The 21,664-nt window shown below is 68.2% G+C and carries 25 protein-coding genes; 2 read left to right on the forward strand and 23 right to left on the reverse strand.

Annotated elements, in window-relative coordinates; translation table 11 throughout:
- Nucleotides 1–45 precede the first annotated feature (45 nt).
- From flhA to ISN75_RS17050, 9 genes are all read right to left on the reverse strand, one after another.
- A complete protein-coding gene (flhA, locus tag ISN75_RS17010; protein ID WP_167256716.1) occupies nt 46–2,145 on the reverse strand; it encodes a flagellar biosynthesis protein FlhA in 2,100 nt (699 codons plus the stop codon).
- A gap of 21 nt (nt 2,146–2,166) precedes the next feature.
- Nucleotides 2,167–3,300: a flagellar biosynthesis protein FlhB gene (gene flhB, locus ISN75_RS17015; protein ID WP_343821032.1), complete on the reverse strand. Its 1,134-nt coding sequence runs from the start codon at nt 3,298–3,300 to the stop codon at nt 2,167–2,169.
- A gap of 15 nt (nt 3,301–3,315) precedes the next feature.
- Nucleotides 3,316–4,086, reverse strand: a complete 771-nt coding sequence (gene fliR, locus ISN75_RS17020; RefSeq protein WP_343821030.1) for a flagellar biosynthetic protein FliR — start codon at nt 4,084–4,086, stop codon at nt 3,316–3,318.
- Nucleotides 4,083–4,352 carry a flagellar biosynthesis protein FliQ gene (gene fliQ, locus ISN75_RS17025; RefSeq protein ID WP_167256713.1) on the reverse strand — a complete coding sequence of 90 codons (270 nt, stop codon included), beginning with the start codon at nt 4,350–4,352 and terminating at the stop codon, nt 4,083–4,085. The genes fliR and fliQ overlap by 4 nt, the downstream gene beginning before the upstream one ends.
- A 184-nt stretch (nt 4,353–4,536) precedes the next feature.
- Nucleotides 4,537–5,277: a flagellar type III secretion system pore protein FliP gene (gene fliP / locus ISN75_RS17030; protein ID WP_168647930.1), complete on the reverse strand. Its 741-nt coding sequence runs from the start codon at nt 5,275–5,277 to the stop codon at nt 4,537–4,539.
- A complete protein-coding gene (gene fliO, locus ISN75_RS17035; RefSeq protein WP_246866694.1) occupies nt 5,277–5,648 on the reverse strand; it encodes a flagellar biosynthetic protein FliO in 372 nt (123 codons plus the stop codon). The genes fliP and fliO overlap by 1 nt, the downstream gene beginning before the upstream one ends.
- Nucleotides 5,648–5,935 carry a flagellar motor switch protein FliN gene (gene fliN / locus ISN75_RS17040; protein WP_231504260.1) on the reverse strand — a complete coding sequence of 96 codons (288 nt, stop codon included), beginning with the start codon at nt 5,933–5,935 and terminating at the stop codon, nt 5,648–5,650. Before fliN ends, fliO begins: the two co-directional genes overlap by 1 nt.
- Nucleotides 5,936–5,994: 59 nt before the next feature.
- Complete coding sequence (fliM, locus tag ISN75_RS17045) at nt 5,995–7,011, reverse strand: flagellar motor switch protein FliM (protein ID WP_167256711.1); 1,017 nt, start codon at nt 7,009–7,011, stop codon at nt 5,995–5,997.
- Between the two features lie 7 nt (nt 7,012–7,018).
- A complete protein-coding gene (locus tag ISN75_RS17050) occupies nt 7,019–7,534 on the reverse strand; it encodes a flagellar basal body-associated FliL family protein (RefSeq protein WP_343821026.1) in 516 nt (171 codons plus the stop codon).
- A gap of 255 nt (nt 7,535–7,789) precedes the next feature.
- Between ISN75_RS17050 and ISN75_RS17055 the strand changes: the two genes are divergently transcribed.
- Together ISN75_RS17055 and ISN75_RS17060 are read left to right on the forward strand one after the other, a co-directional pair.
- Nucleotides 7,790–8,044, forward strand: a complete 255-nt coding sequence (locus ISN75_RS17055) for a type II toxin-antitoxin system HicA family toxin (RefSeq protein ID WP_167256709.1) — start codon at nt 7,790–7,792, stop codon at nt 8,042–8,044.
- Nucleotides 8,041–8,382 carry a type II toxin-antitoxin system HicB family antitoxin gene (locus ISN75_RS17060; RefSeq protein WP_343821024.1) on the forward strand — a complete coding sequence of 114 codons (342 nt, stop codon included), beginning with the start codon at nt 8,041–8,043 and terminating at the stop codon, nt 8,380–8,382. The genes ISN75_RS17055 and ISN75_RS17060 overlap by 4 nt, the downstream gene beginning before the upstream one ends.
- Before the next feature lie 9 nt (nt 8,383–8,391).
- Here ISN75_RS17060 and ISN75_RS17065 read toward each other — a convergent pair whose 3' ends face one another.
- The 14 genes from ISN75_RS17065 to ISN75_RS17130 all read right to left on the reverse strand — a co-directional run bounded on the left by ISN75_RS17065 (nt 8,392) and on the right by ISN75_RS17130 (nt 21,664).
- Nucleotides 8,392–9,414, reverse strand: a complete 1,023-nt coding sequence (locus ISN75_RS17065) for a flagellar hook-length control protein FliK (RefSeq protein WP_343821022.1) — start codon at nt 9,412–9,414, stop codon at nt 8,392–8,394.
- Nucleotides 9,415–9,445: 31 nt separating this feature from the next.
- Nucleotides 9,446–9,880, reverse strand: a complete 435-nt coding sequence (fliJ, locus tag ISN75_RS17070; RefSeq protein WP_167256706.1) for a flagellar export protein FliJ — start codon at nt 9,878–9,880, stop codon at nt 9,446–9,448.
- Complete coding sequence (fliI, locus tag ISN75_RS17075; RefSeq protein ID WP_168647927.1) at nt 9,877–11,235, reverse strand: flagellar protein export ATPase FliI; 1,359 nt, start codon at nt 11,233–11,235, stop codon at nt 9,877–9,879. The genes fliJ and fliI overlap by 4 nt, the downstream gene beginning before the upstream one ends.
- A complete protein-coding gene (locus ISN75_RS17080) occupies nt 11,232–11,873 on the reverse strand; it encodes a FliH/SctL family protein (protein WP_343821020.1) in 642 nt (213 codons plus the stop codon). Before ISN75_RS17080 ends, fliI begins: the two co-directional genes overlap by 4 nt.
- Entirely contained in the window at nt 11,873–12,862 is a 990-nt protein-coding gene (gene fliG / locus ISN75_RS17085) for a flagellar motor switch protein FliG (RefSeq protein ID WP_343203607.1), read from the reverse strand. Before fliG ends, ISN75_RS17080 begins: the two co-directional genes overlap by 1 nt.
- Before the next feature lie 7 nt (nt 12,863–12,869).
- Nucleotides 12,870–14,570 (reverse strand): flagellar basal-body MS-ring/collar protein FliF, encoded by a 1,701-nt coding sequence (gene fliF / locus ISN75_RS17090; RefSeq protein ID WP_167256702.1) that lies wholly within the window; start codon nt 14,568–14,570, stop codon nt 12,870–12,872.
- Between the two features lie 52 nt (nt 14,571–14,622).
- A complete protein-coding gene (gene fliE, locus ISN75_RS17095; RefSeq protein WP_343821018.1) occupies nt 14,623–14,949 on the reverse strand; it encodes a flagellar hook-basal body complex protein FliE in 327 nt (108 codons plus the stop codon).
- Nucleotides 14,950–15,509: 560 nt separating this feature from the next.
- Nucleotides 15,510–16,991, reverse strand: coding sequence for a sigma-54 dependent transcriptional regulator (locus tag ISN75_RS17100; RefSeq protein ID WP_343203605.1), 1,482 nt, complete (start codon nt 16,989–16,991; stop codon nt 15,510–15,512).
- A 369-nt stretch (nt 16,992–17,360) separates the two neighbouring features.
- Nucleotides 17,361–17,924 (reverse strand): PilZ domain-containing protein, encoded by a 564-nt coding sequence (locus tag ISN75_RS17105; protein WP_168647923.1) that lies wholly within the window; start codon nt 17,922–17,924, stop codon nt 17,361–17,363.
- Nucleotides 17,925–18,144: 220 nt separating this feature from the next.
- Complete coding sequence (locus tag ISN75_RS17110; protein WP_167256699.1) at nt 18,145–18,423, reverse strand: flagellar protein FliT; 279 nt, start codon at nt 18,421–18,423, stop codon at nt 18,145–18,147.
- Entirely contained in the window at nt 18,420–18,839 is a 420-nt protein-coding gene (gene fliS / locus ISN75_RS17115) for a flagellar export chaperone FliS (protein WP_167256698.1), read from the reverse strand. Before fliS ends, ISN75_RS17110 begins: the two co-directional genes overlap by 4 nt.
- A 15-nt stretch (nt 18,840–18,854) precedes the next feature.
- The gene (gene fliD / locus ISN75_RS17120; RefSeq protein ID WP_167256697.1) at nt 18,855–20,246 is read right to left on the reverse strand and encodes a flagellar filament capping protein FliD; all 1,392 of its coding nucleotides are present in this window, start codon (nt 20,244–20,246) and stop codon (nt 18,855–18,857) included.
- A 63-nt stretch (nt 20,247–20,309) separates the two neighbouring features.
- On the reverse strand, nt 20,310–21,446 hold the full coding sequence (locus ISN75_RS17125; protein WP_167256696.1) for a flagellin: 1,137 nt from the start codon (nt 21,444–21,446) through the stop codon (nt 20,310–20,312).
- The gene (locus ISN75_RS17130; RefSeq protein WP_343821013.1) at nt 21,437–21,664 is read right to left on the reverse strand and encodes a hypothetical protein; all 228 of its coding nucleotides are present in this window, start codon (nt 21,662–21,664) and stop codon (nt 21,437–21,439) included. Before ISN75_RS17130 ends, ISN75_RS17125 begins: the two co-directional genes overlap by 10 nt.

A 21,664-nucleotide genomic window follows, 5' to 3' on the forward strand; every position in this document is an offset into this window, starting at 1 on the left:
GCCTTGCTTTTCCGATTCTCTATTCCCCATTCCCTATTCCCCCACTCAACGTCCCAGCGCCTGCACCAAACGCACCCGACGGTTGTCGGGCACCTCGTTGTAAGCCAGTACGTGCAGGTTCTGTGCCACGTGGCGGGTGAAGCGCGCGAGCCACGGCCGCAGCTGCGGCGCGACCAGCAGCACGGCCGGTTCGCCGCCCATTTCCTGGCGGCGCGCGGCGTCGGCGACGCCGCTCTGCAGGCGGTCGGCCAGGCCCGGTTCCACCGCGGCGCCCGCCACGCCGCCATTGGCCAGCGAACCGAGCAGGATCTGCTCCAGTTCCGGCGCCAGCGTGATGACCGGGATCTCGGTGCCCAGGCCGGCGATCTCCTGCACGATCTGGCGGCCCAGCGCCACGCGCACGGCGGCGGTGAGCGCGCCGGGATCCTGACTCTGGCCCGCGTGTTCCGCCAAGGATTCGACGATGGAACGCATGTTGCGGATCGGCACCCGCTCGGCCAGCAGGTTCTGCAGCACCTTCACCACCACGCCCAGCGACATGCGCTTGGGCACCAGGTCTTCCACCAGCTTCGGCGCGGCGGCGGCGAGGCGGTCCAGCAACTGCTGCACGTCCTGGTGGCTGAGCAGTTCGTGCGCGTGGCCCTGCAGGATGTGCGACAGATGCGTGGCCACCACGGTGGCGGGGTCGACCACGGTGTAGCCCAGCGCCTGCGCGTTGTCGCGCTGGCCGGATTCGATCCACACCGCTTCCAGGCCGAAGGCCGGATCGCGCGTGGCGATGCCTTGCAAGCTGCCGTGCACGCGGCCGGGATTGATCGCCAGCAGGCGTTCGTTGTGCACCTCGGCCTCGCCCATCGGCACGCCCATCAGGGTGATGCGATAGGTGTTGGGGCCCAGGTCGAGGTTGTCGCGGATGTGCACCGGCGGGACCAGGAAGCCCAGCTCCTGCGACAGCTTGCGGCGCACCGACTTGATCCGCCCCATCAGCTCGCCGCCCTGGTTCTTGTCCACCAGCGGGATCAGGCGATAACCCACTTCCAGGCCTACCGGATCGACGCCGGCGACATCTTCCCAGCCCAGCTCCAGGCGCTCGGCCGGCGCCGCGGCGGGCGCGGCTTCGGCGATGGCTTCCTCGGCCAGCCTGGCGCGCGTCTCGCGCTCGCGCTTGAGCATCATCCACGCGGAGCCGCCGCAGATCGCGCCCAGCAGCAGGAAGGCGATGTTCGGCATGCCGGGCACCAGGCCCATCACGCCCAGCACCACGCCAGCCACCGCCAGCGCGCGCGGCTGGCCGAACACCTGGCCGAGCACCTGCTTGCCCATGTCCTGGGCGCGCGAGACGCGGGTGACGATCACCGCGGTGGCGATCGACAGCATCAGCGCCGGCACCTGCGCGACCAGGCCGTCGCCGATGGTGAGCAAGGTGTAGGTCTTGGCCGCGTCGCCGGCGCTGAGGCCGTGCTGCATCACACCGACGAAGAAGCCGCCGACGATATTGATCACCAGGATCAGGATGCCCGCCGTGGCGTCGCCGCGCACGAACTTGGAGGCGCCGTCCATCGAGCCGTAGAAGTCCGCTTCCTCGCGCACTTCCTGGCGGCGCTCGCGCGCCTGTTCCTGGGTGAGCAGGCCGGCGTTGAGGTCGGCGTCGATCGCCATCTGCTTGCCGGGCATGGCATCCAGGGTGAAGCGCGCGGTCACTTCGGACACGCGCGTGGCGCCCTTGGTCACCACCACGAAGTTGATGATGGTGAGGATGGCGAACACCACCAGGCCCACCGCGAAATTGCCGCCGATGACGAACTCGCCGAAGGCCTCGATCACCTTGCCCGCCGCGCCCGGGCCGTTATGCCCGTGCAGCAGCACCACGCGGGTGGAGGCGATGTTCAGCGCCAGGCGCAGCAGGGTGGCCATCAGCACCACGGTCGGAAACGCGGCGAATTCCAGCGGCCGCATCACGTAGATCACCGCCAGCAGGATCACCAGCGACAGTGCGATGTTGAAGCTGAACAGCATGTCCAGCAGGAACGGCGGCATCGGCAGCATCACCATCGCCAGCGCGGCCAGCATCACGATGGGCGCACCGGCCCCGCGGCGGGTGATCTGCTTGAAGGTGTCGAACGCGCTTGCGCTTGCGGCAGCCATGGAGCGGTGTCCTGGAAAGAATCAGCGGTAAGGGCCGAGCAGGCCCGGATCGACCTGCGGCGAAGGAGGTACGGGCGGCGCGTCGCCATGCGCGACGGCCTGGCGCAGCTGGAACACATAGGCCAGCACCTGCGCCACGGCGACGTAGAGCGCGGCGGGAATCTCGCGGCCGAGTTCCGTGGTGGCGTAGAGAGCACGCGCCAGCGGCGGCGCTTCCACCATCGGGATGCGGTGCCCGGCGGCGACCTGGCGGATCTGCATGGCCAGCACGTCGGCGCCCTTGGCGACCACGCGCGGCGCGCGCATGCGGCTCTCGTCGTATTTCAGCGCCACGGCGAAGTGGGTGGGGTTGGTCACCACCACGTCGGCCTTGGGCAGTTCCTGCATCATGCGGCGGCGCGCCAGCTGGTGCTGCACCTGGCGGATGCGGCCCTTCAGTTCCGGATTGCCTTCGCTTTCCTTGTTCTCGTCGCGCAGCTCCTGCTTGGTCATGCGCAGGCGGCGGCCGTGGTCGTAGCGCTGGTAGGCCGCATCGATGCCGCCGATCAGCGCCAGCATGGTGCCGAACAGCAGCGCGGCATGACCCAGCTGCGACAGCGACAGCGCGATGCCTGCGCCGACCGTGCCGCGCCCGGTGGCCTGCATGGCGTCCTGCCGGTGCCACAGGAACCAGGCCAGCGAGGCGCCGATAAACACCAGCTTGAGCAGCGATTTCGCCAGTTCCACCGCGCCGCGCATCGATACAAGACGACCGAGGCCGGCGATGGGATCGAGCCGGTCGAATTTCGGCTCCAGCGCCTGCGCACTGAAACCGAGGCCGCCCAGCAGCAAAGGGGCGGCGAACGTGGCCAACATCGTCGCCACCGCGACCGGCGTGATCAGGGCCATCGCTTCGCGCAGCGCGGCAGCGAGCACGCGCGCCGGCAGCTCGCCGGAGAACAGCGCTTCGCGGCTGTAGCCGAAGCCCAGTTCGTAGACACGCTTGGCGTGCACGAACGCGCGCTCGCCGCCGCTCATCAGCGCGGCGACGCCCGCCAGCACCACCAGGGCGCCCGACAGATCGCGCGAACGCGGAACGTCGCCCTTCTCCCGCGCTTCGCGCAGGCGTTTTTCCGATGGTTTTTCGGTGCGTTCCTGGTCGTCGCTCTCGGACACGTCAGGCTCCCATCCTTATTGACCCAGCAGCTCGCGCATCACAGACCACGCGCTTTCCTCCAGCGAGCCGAACGCCCCTGGCAACGCGCGCAACGACAACCACAAGGCGATAAAGCCCAGGCACAAGGTGATCGGAAAACCCACCGCGAACAGATTCATCGACGGCGCCGCGCGGCTGATCGCGCCGAAGCCCATGTTCACCACCAGCAGCGCCGTCATCGCCGGCAGGGCGACGCGCACGGCGCCGGAAAACAACTGGCCACCGAACACCGCCACCGCATGCAGCCCGTCCGGCGAGATCGCCCCGGTGCCCGGTGGCAGCGTGCGGAAGCTTTCGGCCAGCAATGCGATCAGGCGCAAATGGCCGTCCATCGCCAGGAACAGCAAGGTCACCAGCAGCAGATAGAACTGGTTGAGCACCGGCGAGCTGCCGCCGCCCTGCGGGTTCACCACTTCGGCGAAGCCTAAGCTCATGCTCTGCGCCACCAGCTGCCCGCCGAACGCCACCGCCTCGAAGGTCAGCCGCAGCACGAAACCCACCGACGCGCCGATCAGCAGCTGCCCCGCCATGGTGGCGATGCCGCCGGCGCTCATCGGGTCGATCCGCGCCGGCGCCAGCGGCGCCAGCACCATGGTCAGCAGCATGATCAGGCCGACGCGGATGCGCGCCGGCAATACCGTGGCGCCGAACACCGGCGCCACCAGGAACAGGCCGGCCACGCGGCCCATCGCCCACAGCACGCTGCCGAGCAGGATCGGCAGCTGGGCGAGATCCAGCGTGGTCACCGCACCGCTCCGGGCAATCCTTCGATCAGGTGCCGGGTGAACTGCACCAGGGTGCGCAGCATCCACGGCCCCGTGATCAGCGCGACCAGCGCCATCGCGATCAGCTTCGGGATGAAGCTCAAGGTCATTTCGTTGATCTGCGTCGCCGCCTGGATCACGCCGACCAGCACACCGACCGCCAGCGCGGTGAGCAGCAAAGGGGCGGCGACGAGCATCGCGACGTAGAGTGCGTGCTGGCCGAATTCGATGACGGACTCGGGGGTCATGCGCTGGTCCCCCGCTTCTGCCCCCTCTCCCCTCCGGGGAGAGGGTTGGGGTGAGGGGCCGGGCGGAGCGAGATGTTGAGGGCCTGCCGCGGACTGCAGCTCGCACGTACCAGCCCTGTGGCGAGCCCCGCCCCCTCACCCCGGCCCTCTCCCCGGAGGGGAGAGGGAGAAGATCGCGTCGCACTCATGAGAAGAAGCTCCCTGCCAGCGTGCCCAGCAACAGCGACCAGCCGTCAACGAGCACGAACAACATGATCTTGAACGGCAGCGAGATGATCATCGGCGACACCATCATCATGCCCATCGACATCAGCACGCTGGCCACCACCAGGTCGATGATCAGGAACGGGATGAACAGCAGGAAGCCCATCTGGAAGGCGGTCTTCAGCTCGCTGGTGACGAAGGCCGGCATGGCTACGCGGAACGGCACCTCGTCCTTGCCGGCATAGGGCTGCTCTTTCGCCAGGCGGGTGAACAGCTGCAGGTCGGCGTCGCGCGTCTGGTCCAGCATGAAGCGCTTGAACGGCGCGGCGGCGGCGGGCAGCGCCTGCTCGGCGGCGAGCTGGCCGTCCATATAGGGCTTCACGCCGTCGGCGTAGGCACGCTCCAGCACCGGCGACATCACGAACAGGCTGATGAACAGCGCCAGGCCCAGCAGCACCTGGTTCGGCGGCGTGGACTGCGTGCCCAGCGCCTGCCGCAGAAAGCCAAGCACGATGATGATGCGCGTGAACGAGCTCATCATCAGCAGGATCGCCGGCAGCAGGGTCAGCACCGTCATCAGCGCCAGCATCTGCAGCGACAGCGTCCAGCTCTGGCCGCCGCCGGCGGCGTTCTGCACGTTCAGCACCGGGATGCCAGCGACCGGATCGGCCAGCAGCGGCAGCGGCGCCAGCAGCAGCAGGGCGAACAGGAAATATTTCATCACTTGCGCTTCCAGAAGCCGAGCAGGTCCGCGAAGGCGGGCATCGGCGGCGATGGCGGAGTCTCGGCGGCGGGCGCGTCGCCTTCGTAGACGTGCAGCGTGCGCATGCCGCCCTGCCCCACGCCGACCAGCAGGCGCTTGCCATCCGCCTCCAGCAGCAGCACGCGCTCGCGCGTGCCCAGCGCGAAGGATTCGACGCAGCGGATGCGCCGGCCGCCGGATTGCGCGCGCCCCTGCGCGCGGCGGCCCAGCCAGCCGGCGGCGAAGATCAGCGCGATGATGCCGATCAGGCTCAGGCACACGCGCAGCAGTTCCCCGCCCACGCTGGGTTCGGCCGCGGGCGCGGCGGCCACGGCAAGCAGGAGCATCATCAGCGCAGCTTCCGCACGCGCTCGGCGGGGCTGATCACGTCGGTGAGGCGGATGCCGAACTTCTCGTTGATCACCACCACTTCGCCGTGCGCCACCAGGGTGCCGTTGACGAACACGTCCAGCGGTTCGCCCGCGGCGCGGTCCAGTTCCACCACCGAGCCCTGGTTGAGCTGCAGCAGATTGCGGATGCTGATGCGCGTGCGGCCCACTTCCATCGCCAGCGTGACCGGCACGTCCAGGATCAGGTCCAGGTTGACGTCGCCGTTCTCGCCGGCCACGCCCAGCATGGTTTCGTATTCCGGACGGCCGGCCGGATCGAGCAGGGTGGCGGAGTCGTTAGTGGTGCTCATGCGTTGGGATTCCCGGTGGAGAACTCGGCGGACGTGCGCGTTTCGCGGCGGCCGGCGGGGGTCTGGAAGCGGACGGCCTTGTGGCCGCTGGCGCGGCCGAGCTGGCCGCGGAAGATCGGTACGTCCTCGGCGAATACCGTGCACAGCTCCGGCAGGTTCACCGGGATCACGTCGCCGGGACGCAGCTTGAGAAAGTCGCCGATCTGCATGTCGGCTTCGAGCAGCAGCGAGCTCAACTCCACTTCGGCGTCCAGCACTTCCTGGTGCAGGCTCTGCAGCCAGCGCTCGTCGCGCTCGACGCGGTCGCTCTGCACGCCGGCGTCCAGCAGCACGCGGATCGGCTCGACCATGGAGTACGGCAGGGTGAGGTGGATCTCGCCGCCGCCGCCGTCCACTTCCACGTGGAAGCGCGACACCACCACGGTTTCGGTGGGGCTGACGATGTTGGCGAACTGCGGGTTGATCTCCGAATTCAGGAATTCGAAATTCAGCGGCAGCACCGGCGACCAGGCCTCGACCATGGCGGTGAAGATTTCCGCCAGCACGATCTGGATCACCCGCGTCTCGGTCGGCGTGAAGTCGCGGCCTTCGATGCGCGCGTGGTAGCGGCCGTCGCCGCCGAAGAAATTGTCGATCACGCTGAAGACCAGGCGCGGCTCCATCACGATCAGCGCGGTGCCGCGCAGCGGCTTCACCCGCACCAGGTTGAGATTGGTCGGCACGGCCAGGCCGTGCACGTATTCGACGAACTTGGACATCTTCACGCCCAGCACCGAGACCTCGCAGGTCTTGCGCAGCACGCCGAAGATGCCGGTGCGGAAGTAGCGCGCGAAGCGGTCGTTGACCATCTCCAGCGTGGGCAGGCGGCCGCGCACGATGCGGTCCTGCTGGGTGAAGTCGTACGACAGCACGGCATCCTTCGGCGGCGGCTCGTCGCCGCCGGTCGGCACGTCGCCGCCGTTGACGCCGTTGAGCAGGGCGTCGATTTCTTCCTGGGAGAGCAGATCGCTCACGGCTGCCTCACTGCATCACGAAGCTGGTGAAATACAGCGCTTCCACGCCGGGGCGGCCGGTGCGGTCCTCGACGATCTTCTGCACCGCCGCCAGCGCCTTGGCCTGCAGCTTCTGCTTGCCGGCGGTGTCGGACAGCGCGGTGTAGTCCTGCGCGGAGAACAGCATCACCAGCGCATTGCGGATCACCGGATCCGCTTCCTTGGCGGCCTGCAGCGCGGCCGGGTCGTGCGACATCAGGGTGACGCCGACCTGCAGGTAGCTGAGCCCGTCGGCCTTCTGGAAATTGACCACGAAGGCCGGGTCCATCGGCATGAACACCTCCGGCCCTTCCTTCTTCTTCTCGACCTTCGCTTCGCTGCCCGCGGCGCCTTGCGCGGCGTGCCCGCGCAGCGTGTACAGCGCGTAGCCGCACACCGCCGACACCAGCACCAGGGCCGCGGCAAGAATCAGGACGGTGCCCCGCCCATGGCCCGCCTTGGGGGCGGGGGCGGCGGCGGCGGGAGTGGGCTCGGCGTTCGACATGCAAGACCTCGGGTGGACACGGTTCCTTGTCGGCAGCGCCCCGGGGGCGATGCCTGGCGGAGGTCTTGTAGCAATCGGCATGCCATCGGAAGAAATGGCTTGGTGGCGCGGTTTGCGGCGCCCATGGGCCGGGATTGCGGCGTTTTATTGACGCGCGGCGGGGGGACGTCGCGACGCCGCCATGGCGGCGCATTTTCGGATTCGCGCGACGTATTTTCGGATTTGTGTGATACCATATTTCGGTACCATCCCTGCATGAAAAACAAACATGCAAGGACGCTGAGCCTGATCTTCAACCGCCCCGCTTCCGGCAACGTGAAGTGGGCGGAGGTGGAGGCTCTTTTCAGGGAGCTGGGCGCGAGGATCAGCCAGGCGGAAGGCTCCCGCGTGGCGGTCGTGCTGGCCGGCGAGGTCCACGTGTTCCACCGCCCTCACCCGCGGCCGGACATGGACAAGGGCGCGGTGGCCGGCGTCCGCAAATGGTTGGAGTCTCTTGGAGTGAAGCCATGATCAATGTCATGACCATCGACGGCCACAAGGCCGTGATCGAGTACGACCCGGAGCTCGAGATGTTCCGCGGCGAGTTCATCAGCCTCAACGGCGGTGCCGATTTCTACGCCACCGACGTGGCCGGCCTGGCGCGCGAGGGCAGCACCTCGCTGCGCGTGTTCTTCGAGACCTGCCGCGCCAACGGCGTCGAGCCGTACAAGAACTTCTCCGGCAAGTTCCAGGCGCGCATCCCGCCCAAGCTGCACGAGCGCGCCGTCACGGCGGCGGCGGCGCGCGGCGTCAGCCTCAACCAGCTGCTGCAGATCGCGTTGGAGCACGAAGTGCTCAGCCCGGCCTGAAGCTGGAGCTCAGGCGAACGTATCCAGCAGGCCGACGGCGACCGTGCGGGCGCCGACGCCTTCCACCGGATCCGCTTCCGCGGCCAGCGCATCCTGCGGCTCGCCCGCGTGGCCGGCGCCGCGCTCTCCCGCACTTTGCTGCCCCACCTGCGCCTGTCCCAGCGACAGGCCATGCCCCGCCAGCATCAGGTCGAGCTGACCCAGCGTCTGCTGCACGGCGGTGACGGCCGCCGGATGCTGCGCGGTAAAGCTGACGTCGACGCGGCCGTGTTCGGCCACGCTCACTTTCACGTCGAGCTGGCCCAGTTCCTCCGGGCGCAGGCGGATGCGCGCCTGCTTGATCTCCTGGCCGCCCAGCCAGGCGACCTGCTGGCCGAGTTCCTGCGCAAAGCCCGGGCCGCCGGCGGGCGCATCCATCTTCAGGCTGTGCGCGGCAGGTGCGGCGTTCGGCGCAGGTGCATGCAACGTCATCGGAGCGGCGAGCGCTTCGACGTTGCCCGGTTCGGCGGACTTGTGCGTTTCCGGCGCAGGCGACGCACTCGCCGCCGCAAGCAGTGCGCTGGCGTCGACACCGGTGGACGGCACGGGCGCCGCGGCGCCTGCATCCTTCGCGGCATCCGTCACCAATCCAGGCAATCCACGCGGCGCGCCGCCCTTGCCCGCATCGGCCGATACCGCCTGGCCCTGGCCCGCACCGGCGATCTTCACCTGCGCCGCCACGCCCTGCCCCAGCATCGCGAGCACCGCCGCCGCCAGCGCATTGCCATCGCGCTCGGCCGGATCGGTGGTCGCTTCGTCCTTGCCGGCGAGCGGACCGCCGGCCTCCACGGGGGCCAGCGCCACCTTCGCCGGCAGCACCGGTGGCGCGATGGCTGCCGGCAAGGCGGCGCCCGCCTGCTGGCGCATCACCTGGTTGAACTGGCGCTCGAAACCTTCCTGGCCGGAGGCGGCATCGGCCGCGCCGGTCTGCGCACCCTTGCCGGCGGCGGCAGGCGCGCCGGAGGCGACGGGCTTGGGCGTGGAAGTAGGCATGGATACGTTCGGAGTCATGGAAGGAAGCCTGCTAGCTGCGGCGCCGCGGGTTGCGGTGCTGCATGCGTTCGTCGATGTCGTTCTGTTCGCGGCGCTCTTCGCTCTTGCGTTCCTGCTCGCGCGCCTGGCCGATCACGCTCTCCAGCGCACGCTCGCGCGCATGCGCGGCACGCCAGGCGGCGCCGGCCTGGTCGAGCAGGCGGCGCTGGCGCTCCACCTCGAACAACTGCTGATTGATGGCGCGGTCGATGCGCTCCACGAACTGCTGCCGGTTGAGCAGCGCCGCCACCGAAACCGCGGCCGCGCCGTCCAGCGCGTACTCCGCGCGGTAGCGGCGCAATTCGGAAAGCTGGTGCTCGGCCGCGCGCAGGCGCTCCTGCTGCTCGGCCAGGCGCAGCGCAGCGGTTTCGCGCTTTTCCTTGGCGTGATCGGCGGCCGGCGCCAGGCGGGCGGAACGCGGCTTCATGCGGCGGCCTCGGCGGCGAGGTCCTGCAGCGCCTCGATCGCCTGCGCCAGCGGCATCGGATCGTCCACTTCCTGCTGCAGGAAACCGCGCAGCTGCGGCCACATTGCAATGGCCTTGTCCACCTGCGGATCGGAACCCTTCTGGTAAGCGCCCACCGCGATCAGGTCGCGCTGCTGGCGATACGCCGAATAGACCTGCCGGAACTGCTGCGCCGCGCGCAGGTGCGTGCGCTCCACCACCGCCGGCATCACGCGGCTGATCGAGGCTTCGATATCGATGGCCGGATAGTGGCCGGCTTCGGCCAGGTCGCGCGACAGCACGATATGGCCGTCCAGGATCGCGCGCGCCGCATCGGCGATCGGATCGTGGCGGTAGTCGTCGCCCTCGGTCAGCACCGTATAGAACGCGGTGATCGAACCGCGCCCCTCGGCATCGTTGCCGGCGCGCTCGACCAGGGCCGGCAGCAGGGCGAACACCGACGGCGGATAGCCCTTGGTCGCCGGCGGCTCGCCGATGGCCAGCGCGATCTCGCGCTGCGCCTGCGCGTAGCGGGTGATCGAATCCATCAGCAGCAGCACGCGCTGGCCGCGGTCGCGGAACCATTCGGCAATCGCGGTGGCGTACTGCGCGCCGCGCAGGCGCTTCAGCGGCGGCGCATCGGCCGGCGCGGCGACGATCACCGCGCGGGCGCGGCCTTCCTCGCCCAGCGTGTGCTCGACGAATTCCTTCACCTCGCGGCCGCGCTCGCCGATCAGGCCCACCACCACCACGTCGGCGTCGGTGTAGCGCGTCATCATGCCGAGCAGGGTCGATTTGCCGACGCCGGAGCCGGCGAACAGCCCCAGGCGCTGGCCGCGGCCCACGGTGAGCAGCGCATTGATCGCGCGTACGCCCGTATCCAGCGGCGCGTCGATCGGCTTGCGCGCCATCGGGTTGATCGGTTCGCGCTTGAGCGAGGCGTGCTCGTCCACGTCGAGGGGGCCGGCGCCATCCAGCGGCACGCCGTCCGCGCCGATCACGCGGCCCAGCAGCGCGGCGCCCACCGGCAGGCCGCCGGTATGCGAGCACGGGCGCACGCGCGCATTCGGCAGCACGCCGTGCATCTCGGTCACCGGCATCAGCAGCAGGCGGTCGTCGGCGAAGCCGACCACTTCGGTATCCAGCTGCACGCCGCCCGCGGCGGCCACCAGGCAGCGCGCGCCGAGCGGCGCTTCGCAGCCTTCGGCTTCCAGCGTCAGCCCGACCACGCGGCGCAAGCGCCCCTCCACCACCAGCGGCGCAGCCGCCTCGGCGCGGCGTGCGCGGCGGGCCAGGCGCTGGCGCCAGCGTTCGGTGGTGGCGGAGCCGCTGCTCATGCCATTTCGGTCTCGGGATCTTCGCTGGCTTCGTCGCCGAACACCGCGTCGGCGATGGCGGCGAGCCGCGTTTCCACCTTGGCGTCCAGGCGCGAGCTTTCGCTTTCCAGCAGGCAATCGCCGCGCTGCATGTCCGGGTCGGGCAGCAGCTGCCAGTGCGGCTCCGCCGCCTCCAGCGCGCGCAGCAGGGCCAGATCGTCCGGATGCAGATACACGCGCAGGTTGCGCGTCGCCGCCGGCAGGGCCAGCGCGGCTTCGCGCACCGTGCGCACGATCAGCGCGGGCGAGGTTTTCAATTCATGCCCCACCACACGGCGGGCAATCACCAGCGCCAGCCGCGCCAGTTCCTGTTCGGTCGCGTCGTCCAGCGCTTCCAGCGGCCGCGCGGCGGCGTGCAGGATGCCGTCGAGCAAGGCGAGCTTTTCGCGCAGCTCCGCGTCCGCGGCGGCGCGCCCTTCGGCCAGGCCTGCCGCGTAGCCCGCGTCGCGCGCTTCGCGCTCCAGGCCTTCCAGATCGGCCACGGTCGGCAGCGCCGCCTGGGCTTCCGCCGCCTCCGCCGGCTTGGGCTCGCCCACCTCGGGCAGCTCCCAGCGGCGGAAATCCTTCAGCTGTTCGCGCGAGAGAAAGGAAGCGGCCATCAGACGAAGTCGTCACCGCCGCCGGTGAGGCTGATCTGCCCGGTGTCGGCCAGCCGGCGGGCGATCTGCAGCACTTCCTTCTGCGCGGCGTCGACCTCGCTCAGGCGCACGGGGCCCTTCACTTCCAGGTCGTCGCGCAGCATGTCGGAGGCGCGCTTGGACATGTTCGAGAAGATGCGTTCGCGCACGCCGGGCTCGGCCCCCTTCAAGGCGGTGACCAGGCGCGCCGACGGCACTTCGCGCAGCAGCATCTGCATGCTGCGGTCGTCCAGCTCCGCCAGGTCCTCGAACACGAACATCAGTTCTTCGATGCGGCCGCCAAGCGCCGCATCGTGGCCGCGGATCGCGCTCATCAGCTCGGTCTCGCGGCTGGTCTCCATCGCATTGAGGATGTCCGCCGCCGCCTTCAGGCCGCCGACGGTGGCGGACTTCAGCTTGTTGGTATTGCCGGAGAACTGGCGCTCCATGATCTCGTCCAGTTCGTTCAGCGCATGCGGCTGCACGCCGTCGAGCGTGGCGATGCGCATCACCGAATCGCTGCGCACGCGCGGCGGCAGGTAGCCGATCACTTCGGCGGCCTGGTCCGGCTCCAGGTGCGCCAGCACCAGGGCGATGATCTGCGGATGCTCCTGCCCGATCATCTCGGCGATCGCGCGGCTCTCCATCCACTTCAGCGATTCCAGGCCCTTGCTGCTGCGGCCGAGCAGGATGCGGTCGATCAGGCCGCCCGCCTTGCTCTCGCCCAGCGCGTTGACCAGGATCTTGCGGATGTATTCCTCGGTGCCCACGCCCAGCGAGGTGTGCCGGCCCATGTCCTCGGTAAGGCGGCCGAGCACGTGCTCGACCTGCTCGCGCGAGACATTGCTCAGGCCCGCCATGGCCTGGCCGACGGCCTGCACGTCGCGGGCATTGAGATGCTTCAGCACTTCGGCCGCGTCCTGCTCGCCCAGGGTGAGCAACAGGATTGCCGCGCGCTGGGCGCCAGTGATTTCGATATTAGCCGCCATCTTCGCCCACCCAGCTCCTGACCACCTGCGCCACCTGCTTGGGGTTCTCGGTGACCATGCGCTTGGCCATCGCCACGCGCGCTTCGTAGTTCATGCCCGGCGGCGGGCCCAAACGCCCCGGCGCCACGTCGTCGTCCATATCGTCGATGCGCACCGATACCGTCGGCACGCCGCCGGCGCCGGCAGGCAGCGCCTGCAGCGCGGTGCCCGGCGCGCCCTTGAACACGCCGCGCAGCAGCGGGCGCAGCAGGCCGAAGGCGATGATCAGCGCGACCAGCACGCCGCCGCCCTGCTTGATCAGGTCCATCACGCCGGGGCGCTGCCAGAACGGCGTCTCCGGCAGGGGTTCGTTGCCCGGCGCCTTGTGAAAGGGCTGGTTGATCACGCTGACGCTGTCGCCGCGCTGCTGGTTGAAGCCGACCGCGTTCTTGGCCAGGTCGGTCAGGTGTTCCAGCTCCTGCGCGGTGAACGGCACGCTCTTGCTGTTGCCCTTGTCGTCGGTGGTGGCCTTGTTGTCCACCGCCACCGCCACCGTGAGGCGCGCGAGGCGTCCGGCCGGATCGCTGACGTGGCTGACGGTGCGATCGAGTTCGTAGTTGCGCGTGGCGCTGCTGGAACTCTCGCCGCCCGCATTGGTATTCGCCGTGGCCGCCGTGGCGTTGGCATTGCCCGCGCCGGCATTGGGCTTGGCCGCGGTCGGCTGCGCCACCGTGGTCGGCGGCTGGTTGCTCAGCGCGCCCGGCACGCCGCCGTTGCTGGAGCCGTCGCGGCGCTGCTCGCTGCTGACTTGTTCGCTGCGCAATGCGGGGTTGTCGTGATTGTAGGTTTCGGTGGCCTTCTCGGTCTGGCTGAAATCCAGGTCCGCATAGACCTGCGCGCGCACCTTGCCCGGGCCGACCAGCGGCGTGAGCAGTTCCTCGATGCGCTGCGCGTAGGTGTTCTCCATCCGCGTAGCCAGGCGCAGGCGGCTGTCGCCGACCGCGCCGGCGCTGTCCGGATCGGTGACGGTGAGCAGCTGGCCCTGCTGGTCGACCACGGAAACCTGGCGTGGATCCAGTTCCGGCACGCTCGACGCCACCAGGTGCACGATCGCCGCCACCTGCGAGGCATCGAGCTGGCGGCCCGGGAACAGCGTCACCAGCACCGAGGCGCTGGCCTGCTTGTTGTCGCGAATAAAGGCCGACGGTTTCGGCAGCGCCAGATGCACGCGCGCCGCGCGCACCGACTGCAGGCCGGCGATGGTGTTGCCCAGGTCCGTTTCCAGCATCTGCTGATAACGCGTGCGTTCGGCCAGGTCGCTCATGCCGAACGGCGAATCCGCGCCGGGCACGGTGGCGCTGGTGCCCGCGCTGCCTTGCGGCAGGCCTTGCGCGGCGAGGCGCAGGCGCACGGCGGCAAGATCCGCCGCCGGCACCGAGATCGATGCGCCATCCGGCCCCAGCTGATAGGGCGTATTGGACGTCTGCAACGCCTGGGTAATGGCGGAAGCATCCTTGGAATCCAGGCCCGCATACAGCAGCGCGAAGTTGGGCCCGCGCGACCACAGCACCACCGCGACGCCGAACGCCACGGCCGCGGCCACGGCAACCAGCAGCAGCAGCTGCCGCGTCGCCGGGCTCTGCGCGAGTTGCTTCAGCGGGTCCAGGCGCTTGCCGTTCGGGTCGGTCTGCGCGATGGCGTTTTCGGCCATGAAAACTGCTCGTTATCGGTGGAGTGGGATGGCGGGCGGACGCTGCGGTCCGTTACACCGGCATGTTCATGATGTCTTTGTAGGCATCGACGAGTTTGTTGCGCACTTCGGTCATGGCGCGCAGGGAGAGGTCGGCCTTCTGCACGGCGACCATGGTGCGGCCGAGGTCGGCGCCGGCGTCGCCGCGTTCGAAGGAGGCCGCCAATTTTCCGGCTTCCATTTGGGATTGGCCGACGGTGGCGATCGATTGTTTGAGCAAGGCGCCGAAATCGCTGGTTTGGGCTGGGATTACGCTGCGCGATGCGGTTTCGGGTGTCGGCATGGTGGCGGACATTTGCCGCATTTGGGATAGCAGGCTGTTGACGTCGATTGTGGGCATGACGGAATTCCAGCGCGTCCTTTGATGACTAGGGGATGGATGCACAAGGTGTGCCATCACCAAAAAATGGGTTGCGCGTGCGTTGCTCGTCATCCCGGCGTAGGCCGGGATCCAGTTTCTGTATCGCTTGGTTTTCGCGCTGACGCGATTTGGCCGCTTATGCAGCGGGCATTTCGGACGCCTGCCGGCGCCCGAGTTACTTTCTCTTTGCTGGCCCAAAGAGAAAGTAACCAAAGAGAGAATGGCCTTCAGAGCCAAGGCTCGCGACGCGACTAGAAGGAGCAGTGGGCGGCTGCGGTAACTTGATTAACCTGGGTCTACACGAAACATCAGTGCGTTTACGTAACGGCTTCTTCAACGTGCCGTGGCCGAGAGGATGTTCAAGAATCGAGGCCAGCTTGTGGGTTTTGCTCCTGTAAGCGACACCACCACACTTCTCCCTCTCCCCTCCGGGGAGAGGGTCGGGGTGAGGGGCCGGGCGGAGCGAGGAGATGGAGTTTTTTGCGCTCTGATAGAACGATCCAAATCCGGCGCGCACTGGGCGCGCCGGATTTGATTGATCAAGGCACCTGCAAACCCGCCTGCAGACCGTATTTCCGCAGCTTCTCCACCAGCGTAGTGCGCTGCATGCGCAGCAGCTTGGCTGCGTGGGCGACGACGCCGCCGGTGGCGTCGAGCGCCTGGCGGATCAGGCCTACTTCGATATCCGAGAGGTGATCCTTCAGATCCAGGCCGCCTTCCGGGAGGATCGCCGCCGAAGGCTCGTGGGCAACCGAGGCGGCGATCGGGGTGGCGATCACGGGAGCGCGGCCTTCCATGACCGCCAGCAAGGCGGCGCCGGTGACTTCTTCGCCGACGGGAACGCCGCGGTATTTCTCGGGCAGGTCGCCGGCGCGTACTTCACAGGACGGATAGAGGATGGCCATGCGCTCGACCAGGTTGCACAGCTCGCGCACGTTGCCGGGCCAGGTGTGGCTGCGCAGGGCGTTCATCGCGCTGGCGCTGAAGCGCACGCCGCCCAGGCCGCGGCGCAGCAGGCGCTGGTTGAACTCGGTGATCAGTTCCGGCAGGTCTTCCAGATGCTCGCGCAGCGGCGGCATCTCCAGCGGGAACACGCTCAGGCGGTAATACAGGTCTTCGCGGAAGCGGCCGTCGGCGATGGCCTGCTCCAGGTTGCGGTGCGTGGCGGCGATGATGCGCACGTCGCAGCGCTGGGTGCGGTTGCCGCCGACGCGTTCGAACACGCGCTCCTGCAGCACGCGCAGCAGCTTCACCTGCATCGGCAGGCTCATGTCGCCGATCTCGTCGAGGAACAGCGTGCCGCCCTCGGCCAGTTCGAAACGGCCCTTGCGTGCGCTGATCGCACCGGTGAAGGCGCCCTTCTCGTGGCCGAACAGTTCGCTTTCCAGAAGTTCCGCCGGAATCGCGCCGCAGTTGATCGCGATGAACGGCTTGTCGCGGCGCTGCGAGGATTCATGGATGGCGCGCGCCACCATTTCCTTGCCGGTACCCGATTCGCCCAGCACCAGCACGGTGGAATCGAACGGCGCGACCTGGCGCACCAGCGCATTCACGCGGCCCAGCGCATTGGAACCGCCGACGATGCGATGCATGCCCGACTGTCCCGTGGCGCAAGCGGACTGGCCGCCCTTGAAGCTCAGCCGCGATGGCGCCGAGCAGCGGCGCAGCGCGTCGAGCAGCGGTTCGTAGCGCAGCGGGAACGAGAGCAGCTCCACCGAGCGCGAACGCGAACCCGGCAGGGCGCCGGGCAGCTGCGCGGCGAGCGGGGAATCGTTCGCCACCAGCAGCGGCAGATGCAGCGCCAGGTCGCCCAAGGTGTCGAGCTGGCGCTGGAAATCGTCGAGGTCCACCACGTCGCCGATATAGATCGCGCACCAATCGCCCTTGCCGCTTTCGGCGGTATCGTTACCGGCGAAACGCGGGCGATACCCCAGGAATTGCAGCGCCGATCCGATGGTATCCGCCCGGACGGCATCCGCTTCGATGACCAGTACGTCGATGTCTTGGACTTCGTTTTGCACGCTAAACCCCCTGCCCATGGTGGTGACCGGCGTTCCTATGCCCTGTCACTCGTTTTTTCTGCTGACCCATAGCGTCAACGCTCCGACGTCGACGCCGTTGGGCTATACGCAAAATCGGGGCCAACGAGGTGGCGGGTCTATGACGGGGGGGCTGGATGGGGTCGGTTTTCCGACTACTCCCTAGTACTGAAAACGTATTCGTGAGGCCTGCGAATCGTCTTAAACCGTTGAGTGACCGGCGCTAAATGAATGGATGCTGACGCCGCAGGCCTGGGCACACCTCACATGCCAAGTGTCAGACACGTCAAAAAACTGAACTTTTGGGGCCTCGGTTTTGTGATATCGATCACATTGCCTTCACGAACCGCTTCAGGCCGCTGGCCCATGCCCTTGCCGGGTGACTGCCACTCTGCGTCGGTGATGGCGAAAAACCATCCGTTCCAGCCCTTCGCCCAGCGCGTCGGAATGATTCTCAAACGTCAGGAACACGCGGCCGTCGGGGAAACGGCGTTCCACGCGCACCGGCAGTTCCAACGGAAAACTCGGGCAAGCATCGAGGCGGATGCGCAGCAGCGCGCCCTCGCCGGCCGGCGCCAGCGCCGGCGGCACCAGGGCGCCCACGGCGTTGAAGCGCAGGGTGTGGCGGGGCCGGGTCAGCGCATCGGGAATCAATACGCGGTTGATGATGTGGATCAGCGCGGTGAGCTTGGCGTCCATCCGCGCAAGATCCTGCACCAGCGGGCTGTCCTCGTCGGAAACCTCGGCGGTGCGCTCGTCCAATACGTCCAGCATGCCCAGCGCGGCCAGGTTGCGTTCGGCATAGCCGGCGGCCATGCGCTCGTCCAGCGGCAGCGAGAGCGGCTCCAGCTCGGCCAGCCAGTCGCCCTCGCAGGCGAGCAGTTGCTGGAATTCGTCCCAGGCGCTGGCATTCATGTGTGGCGTTCTCCGGCGATGCCGCCCGATCGGGCGTAGGTTGGGGTGAGCCGCAGGCGACTGCGAAGGCAGGATGCCGTAGCGAACATCCGCATAGCGGATGGCCCGAAGGGCGGGTTGCTGATGCAGCCCGTAACCCCAACGTGGCGAGGCGCATGAAGTTGCCGGTGTCGGGGTTCGCCTGCGGCTCAGCCCAACCTACACGGATGATTCCGCGACGTCAGTTGCTGGTGTAGGCGGCGATGGCCTGCGAGCGGCCATGCGCCGCCTGCCATTCCTGCGCCACTTTATCGCGCTCGCGCTCCACCACCTCGCACAGGCGTCGGTTGTAGTCGATCAGGGCGCGCAGGGCGGTCGCGTCGCCGCGGCTGGCCGGCAGCACCTGTTCGAGCACGCGCTCGCGTTCGTCCTGGATCGCGGCGAAGCGTTCCCAGTCGCCCTGCTCGGCCATTTCCAGCATGCCGCGGCTCAGCGCCATCACCTGTTCCAGGCCGTTCACAGCGCGGCCTGCGCGGGACGCTGCGGGCTGCGCGCGTCCATCGGAATGCCGTTCCAGGCGCGGCGCAGCTTCTGCATCAGGTCGGAGACCTCGTCCAGCGCGCGCGGGTCGTCGTGCAGGTTGGCGTGCAGCAGCCGACGGCCCATGTAGTCGTACAGCGCGCCGAGCTGGCCGACCAGCGGCGTTTCCACCGCCGGATCCAGGCTGCCGCGCAGCTCGCTGATGATGTCCAGGCAGCGCGAGATCAGCTCGCCCTTGGCGGCCACCTCGCCGTGCAGCATATGGCCGCGCGCCTTGGTCAGGCGTTCGATCGCGCCGTCCATCAGCATGGTGATGAGGCCGTGCGGGTCGGCGGTTTCCACCGTCCCGTGCGAACGCACCTGCTGGTAGGCGCCGGCGCCGTATCCGAATCCCATGGTCTGGCTCCTCGCTTACTTGCTGCTCTTGGTGAGCGCGTCGAACTGCTGCGTCAGGTAGCTGCTGGTGCTGTTGAGCTTGGTCAGCAGGGTGTCCAGCGCGGTGAAGCGCTTGGTGTACTGGGTGGTCAGCGCGTCCATGTCGGAGTTGAGGTTGTCCTGGCGCGTGCCCAGGTCCTTCAACTGCTTGTTGAGATTGTTGGTGCGCGTGGTCAGCACGCCGGTGCTGGCGGTCCAGTCGGTCAGCGGGCTGTTGAGCTGGGTGGCCATGCCGCTGGTGCCGGAGAACAGGCCGCTCACCTTGGTGCCGCCGTCGCTCAGCGCGGTGGACAAGGCGCCGCTGTCCAGCTTCAGCGTGCCGTCGATCTGCAGGGTGATGCCGATCGAATTGAGCATGGCGCCGTTGCCGCCCGGCCCGCTGACGATGTTGGAAAGCGTGCTCTTGATGCTGTTGAGCGTGGCGTCGCCGATCAGCGCGCCGGTATTGGCGCCGCTCGGGTCGTACGCGGTGAGCGATTGGTACATGCCCACGAAGTTGTTGTACGCGGTGACGAAGTTGCCCACCGCGGTGGACGCCGCCGAACTGTCGGTGCTGACCGACAGCGTGGCCGTGCCCGGCTTCCACAAGCTCAGGGTGATGCCGTCGATGGCGCCGGTCACCGTATTGCTGGCGCTGGTGGCGGCCAGGCCGTCGATGGTGAATTTCGCGTCCTGCGCCGCGGTCAGCACGGACATGCCGTTGCTGCTGGACGCCGGGTCGTAGTTGAGCGCCGCCAGGCCGCCGTCGCCGCCGCTGCTGCTCACCGTGAAGGCATTGGCCTGGCCGGTGGCGGTGCTGCTCAGCACCAGGTGCGCGCCGTCCGAGCCGGTGACGATGGTGGCGGTGACGCCGGGGTTGCCGCTGCTCTTGTTGATCGCGTCGCGGATCTGCGACAGCGAGGAACCGTCGCTGCCGATGTCGATGCTCATCGACTTGCTGCCGACGCCGATGGTGAGCGTGCCGGTGCCGACCTTGGCATCGCTGCTGGCCACGCCGGCCGACTGCACTTTCAGCGCGGTGGCGAGCTGGCTCACGTTGAGGTTGTAGCTGCCGTTCATCGCGCCGGTGGTGGAGCTCACGCTGAACACGCTGGCGTCGCTGGTCGCGGCCTTGCGGGTCTGGAACGAGGTGCCGTCGCTCAGGCCCTTCAATGCGGTCTGCAGGGCGGCGAGCGCCGAGCTGACCTGGCCCAGCGCGGAGATCTGCGTCTTCGCCGTGCTGGTCTGGGAATCGATCTGGTCCTGCAGCGGCTTTTTCTTGGCCGCCACCAGCTGGCTGACCAGGCCGTTCACGTCCAGTCCCGAACCCACGCCGGCGGCGGTGAGCGGGCCGGTGGAGGAAGAAGTGGAAGAGGTGGTGATAGCCATGGTCGGAAGGATTTCCTTATGAAAAGGGACGGCCGCGTTTTATGCGCGGCCGTCCACCGGGAGTTACTGCAGGAGCTTCAGCACGCTCTGCTGGCTGGAGTTGGCCTGGGCCAGCACCGACACGCCGGCCTGCTGCAGGATGTTCGCGCTGGACATGTTCGCGGTCTCCGCGGCGAAGTCGGCGTCCTGGATCTGGCTGCGCGACGAGTCGAGGTTCTGCGAAATGGTCTGCAGGTTGGAGATGGTGGACTGGAAACGGTTCTGCACGGCGCCCAGGTCCGAACGCAGGTTGCTCACCGACTGCAGGGCGGCGTCGACGCGGCGGATGGCGTCGTTGGCGCCGGACACCGTGCTGATCGAAGCGTCGGACAGGTGCTTGCTGTCCAGCGCGTGCGTGGCCTTGTCGGCGGCGGCGAAGCCCAGGGCGGTGGCGCCGGAAGCGTCGACGTCGGCGCCGAAGGCGGCGACCGAGATCTTGCCGGTGGCGTCGGCCGAAGCCTGCGCGTCCACGCCGGCGTCCTTGAAGCCCGCATTCAGCGCGTCGGTGGCGTCCTGCGCGGTGTTGAACACCGTGCCGCTCTTGAGCGTGACGCTGGTGGTGCCGATCTTCACCGTCTGGTCGGCGGCAAGGGTCAGCGGATAGGTCGGGGCCGTGCCGCTGGCGGTCACCGCGGCGGTGTCGACCTGGCCGACCTGGTTGGTCTTCATGCCGACGCTGAAGTTGACGCTGATGGTCTCGCCGACGTTGGCGCCGACCTGGAACGCCACCGTGCCGGCGCTGCCGTCCAGCACCTTGGTGCCGTTGAAGTTGGTCTGCTGCGCGATACGGGTCACTTCGGCCAGACGCTGCTGCACTTCCTTGTCGAGCGCGGCGCGGTCGGTGGTCGAGTTGGAGCCGGTGGCCGACTGCACGGCCAGCTCGCGGATGCGCTGCAGGTTGTTGGTCACTTCGTCCAGCGCCGACTCGGTGGTCTGCGCCATCGAGATACCGTCGTTGGCGTTGCGCACGGCCTGGTTCAGGCCATTGATCTGGGTGGTGAAGCGGGTGGAGATGGCCAGGCCCGCCGCATCGTCCTTGGCGCTGTTGATGCGCATACCCGAGGACAGGCGCTCGATGGCGGTGCTCAGCTTGCTCTGCGTCTTGGCCAGGTTGTTCTGGGCATTCAGCGAGCTGATGTTGGTGGTAACGCTCATGACCATGGGAATTCACTCCGTTGGGGTCGAAGCCGGAAAGAGGCCGGCGGTTGGTTCAGCGGGAATTCCTGCTGGAACGTCCGCCTCAGGTACTGTTTCGACCGGTTCCCATGGAACTTGAGCAGGCTGGCGATTTGGGCTAGGGACGGCCACGCCCGGCCACGCGCCGCCCCGGCGGCGAGGCCGCACAGAAAGGTGGTGGTGGTGGAGAGCGTGATCGTCAT

Source organism: Dyella marensis (assembly GCF_049532885.1).
In the GTDB taxonomy this organism is placed as follows: Bacteria; Pseudomonadota; Gammaproteobacteria; order Xanthomonadales; family Rhodanobacteraceae; genus Dyella_D; species Dyella_D marensis.

Coding starts and splice junctions, on each gene's coding strand:
- flhA (WP_167256716.1), bottom strand. CDS start 2,145: ATGGCTGCCGCAAGCGCAAGCGCGTTCGACACCTTCAAGCAGATCACC.
- fliQ (WP_167256713.1), bottom strand. CDS start 4,352: ATGACCCCCGAGTCCGTCATCGAATTCGGCCAGCACGCACTCTACGTC.
- fliP (WP_168647930.1), bottom strand. CDS start 5,277: ATGAAATATTTCCTGTTCGCCCTGCTGCTGCTGGCGCCGCTGCCGCTG.
- fliO (WP_246866694.1), bottom strand. CDS start 5,648: ATGATGCTCCTGCTTGCCGTGGCCGCCGCGCCCGCGGCCGAACCCAGC.
- fliN (WP_231504260.1), bottom strand. CDS start 5,935: ATGCTGGGCGTGGCCGGCGAGAACGGCGACGTCAACCTGGACCTGATC.
- ISN75_RS17050 (WP_343821026.1), bottom strand. CDS start 7,534: ATGTCGAACGCCGAGCCCACTCCCGCCGCCGCCGCCCCCGCCCCCAAG.
- ISN75_RS17055 (WP_167256709.1), top strand. CDS start 7,790: ATGAAAAACAAACATGCAAGGACGCTGAGCCTGATCTTCAACCGCCCC.
- ISN75_RS17060 (WP_343821024.1), top strand. CDS start 8,041: ATGATCAATGTCATGACCATCGACGGCCACAAGGCCGTGATCGAGTAC.
- ISN75_RS17065 (WP_343821022.1), bottom strand. CDS start 9,414: ATGCCTACTTCCACGCCCAAGCCCGTCGCCTCCGGCGCGCCTGCCGCC.
- fliJ (WP_167256706.1), bottom strand. CDS start 9,880: ATGAAGCCGCGTTCCGCCCGCCTGGCGCCGGCCGCCGATCACGCCAAG.
- fliI (WP_168647927.1), bottom strand. CDS start 11,235: ATGAGCAGCGGCTCCGCCACCACCGAACGCTGGCGCCAGCGCCTGGCC.
- ISN75_RS17080 (WP_343821020.1), bottom strand. CDS start 11,873: ATGGCCGCTTCCTTTCTCTCGCGCGAACAGCTGAAGGATTTCCGCCGC.
- fliF (WP_167256702.1), bottom strand. CDS start 14,570: ATGGCCGAAAACGCCATCGCGCAGACCGACCCGAACGGCAAGCGCCTG.
- fliE (WP_343821018.1), bottom strand. CDS start 14,949: ATGCCCACAATCGACGTCAACAGCCTGCTATCCCAAATGCGGCAAATG.
- ISN75_RS17105 (WP_168647923.1), bottom strand. CDS start 17,924: ATGAATGCCAGCGCCTGGGACGAATTCCAGCAACTGCTCGCCTGCGAG.
- fliS (WP_167256698.1), bottom strand. CDS start 18,839: ATGGGATTCGGATACGGCGCCGGCGCCTACCAGCAGGTGCGTTCGCAC.
- fliD (WP_167256697.1), bottom strand. CDS start 20,246: ATGGCTATCACCACCTCTTCCACTTCTTCCTCCACCGGCCCGCTCACC.
- ISN75_RS17125 (WP_167256696.1), bottom strand. CDS start 21,446: ATGGTCATGAGCGTTACCACCAACATCAGCTCGCTGAATGCCCAGAAC.
- ISN75_RS17130 (WP_343821013.1), bottom strand. CDS start 21,664: ATGACGATCACGCTCTCCACCACCACCACCTTTCTGTGCGGCCTCGCC.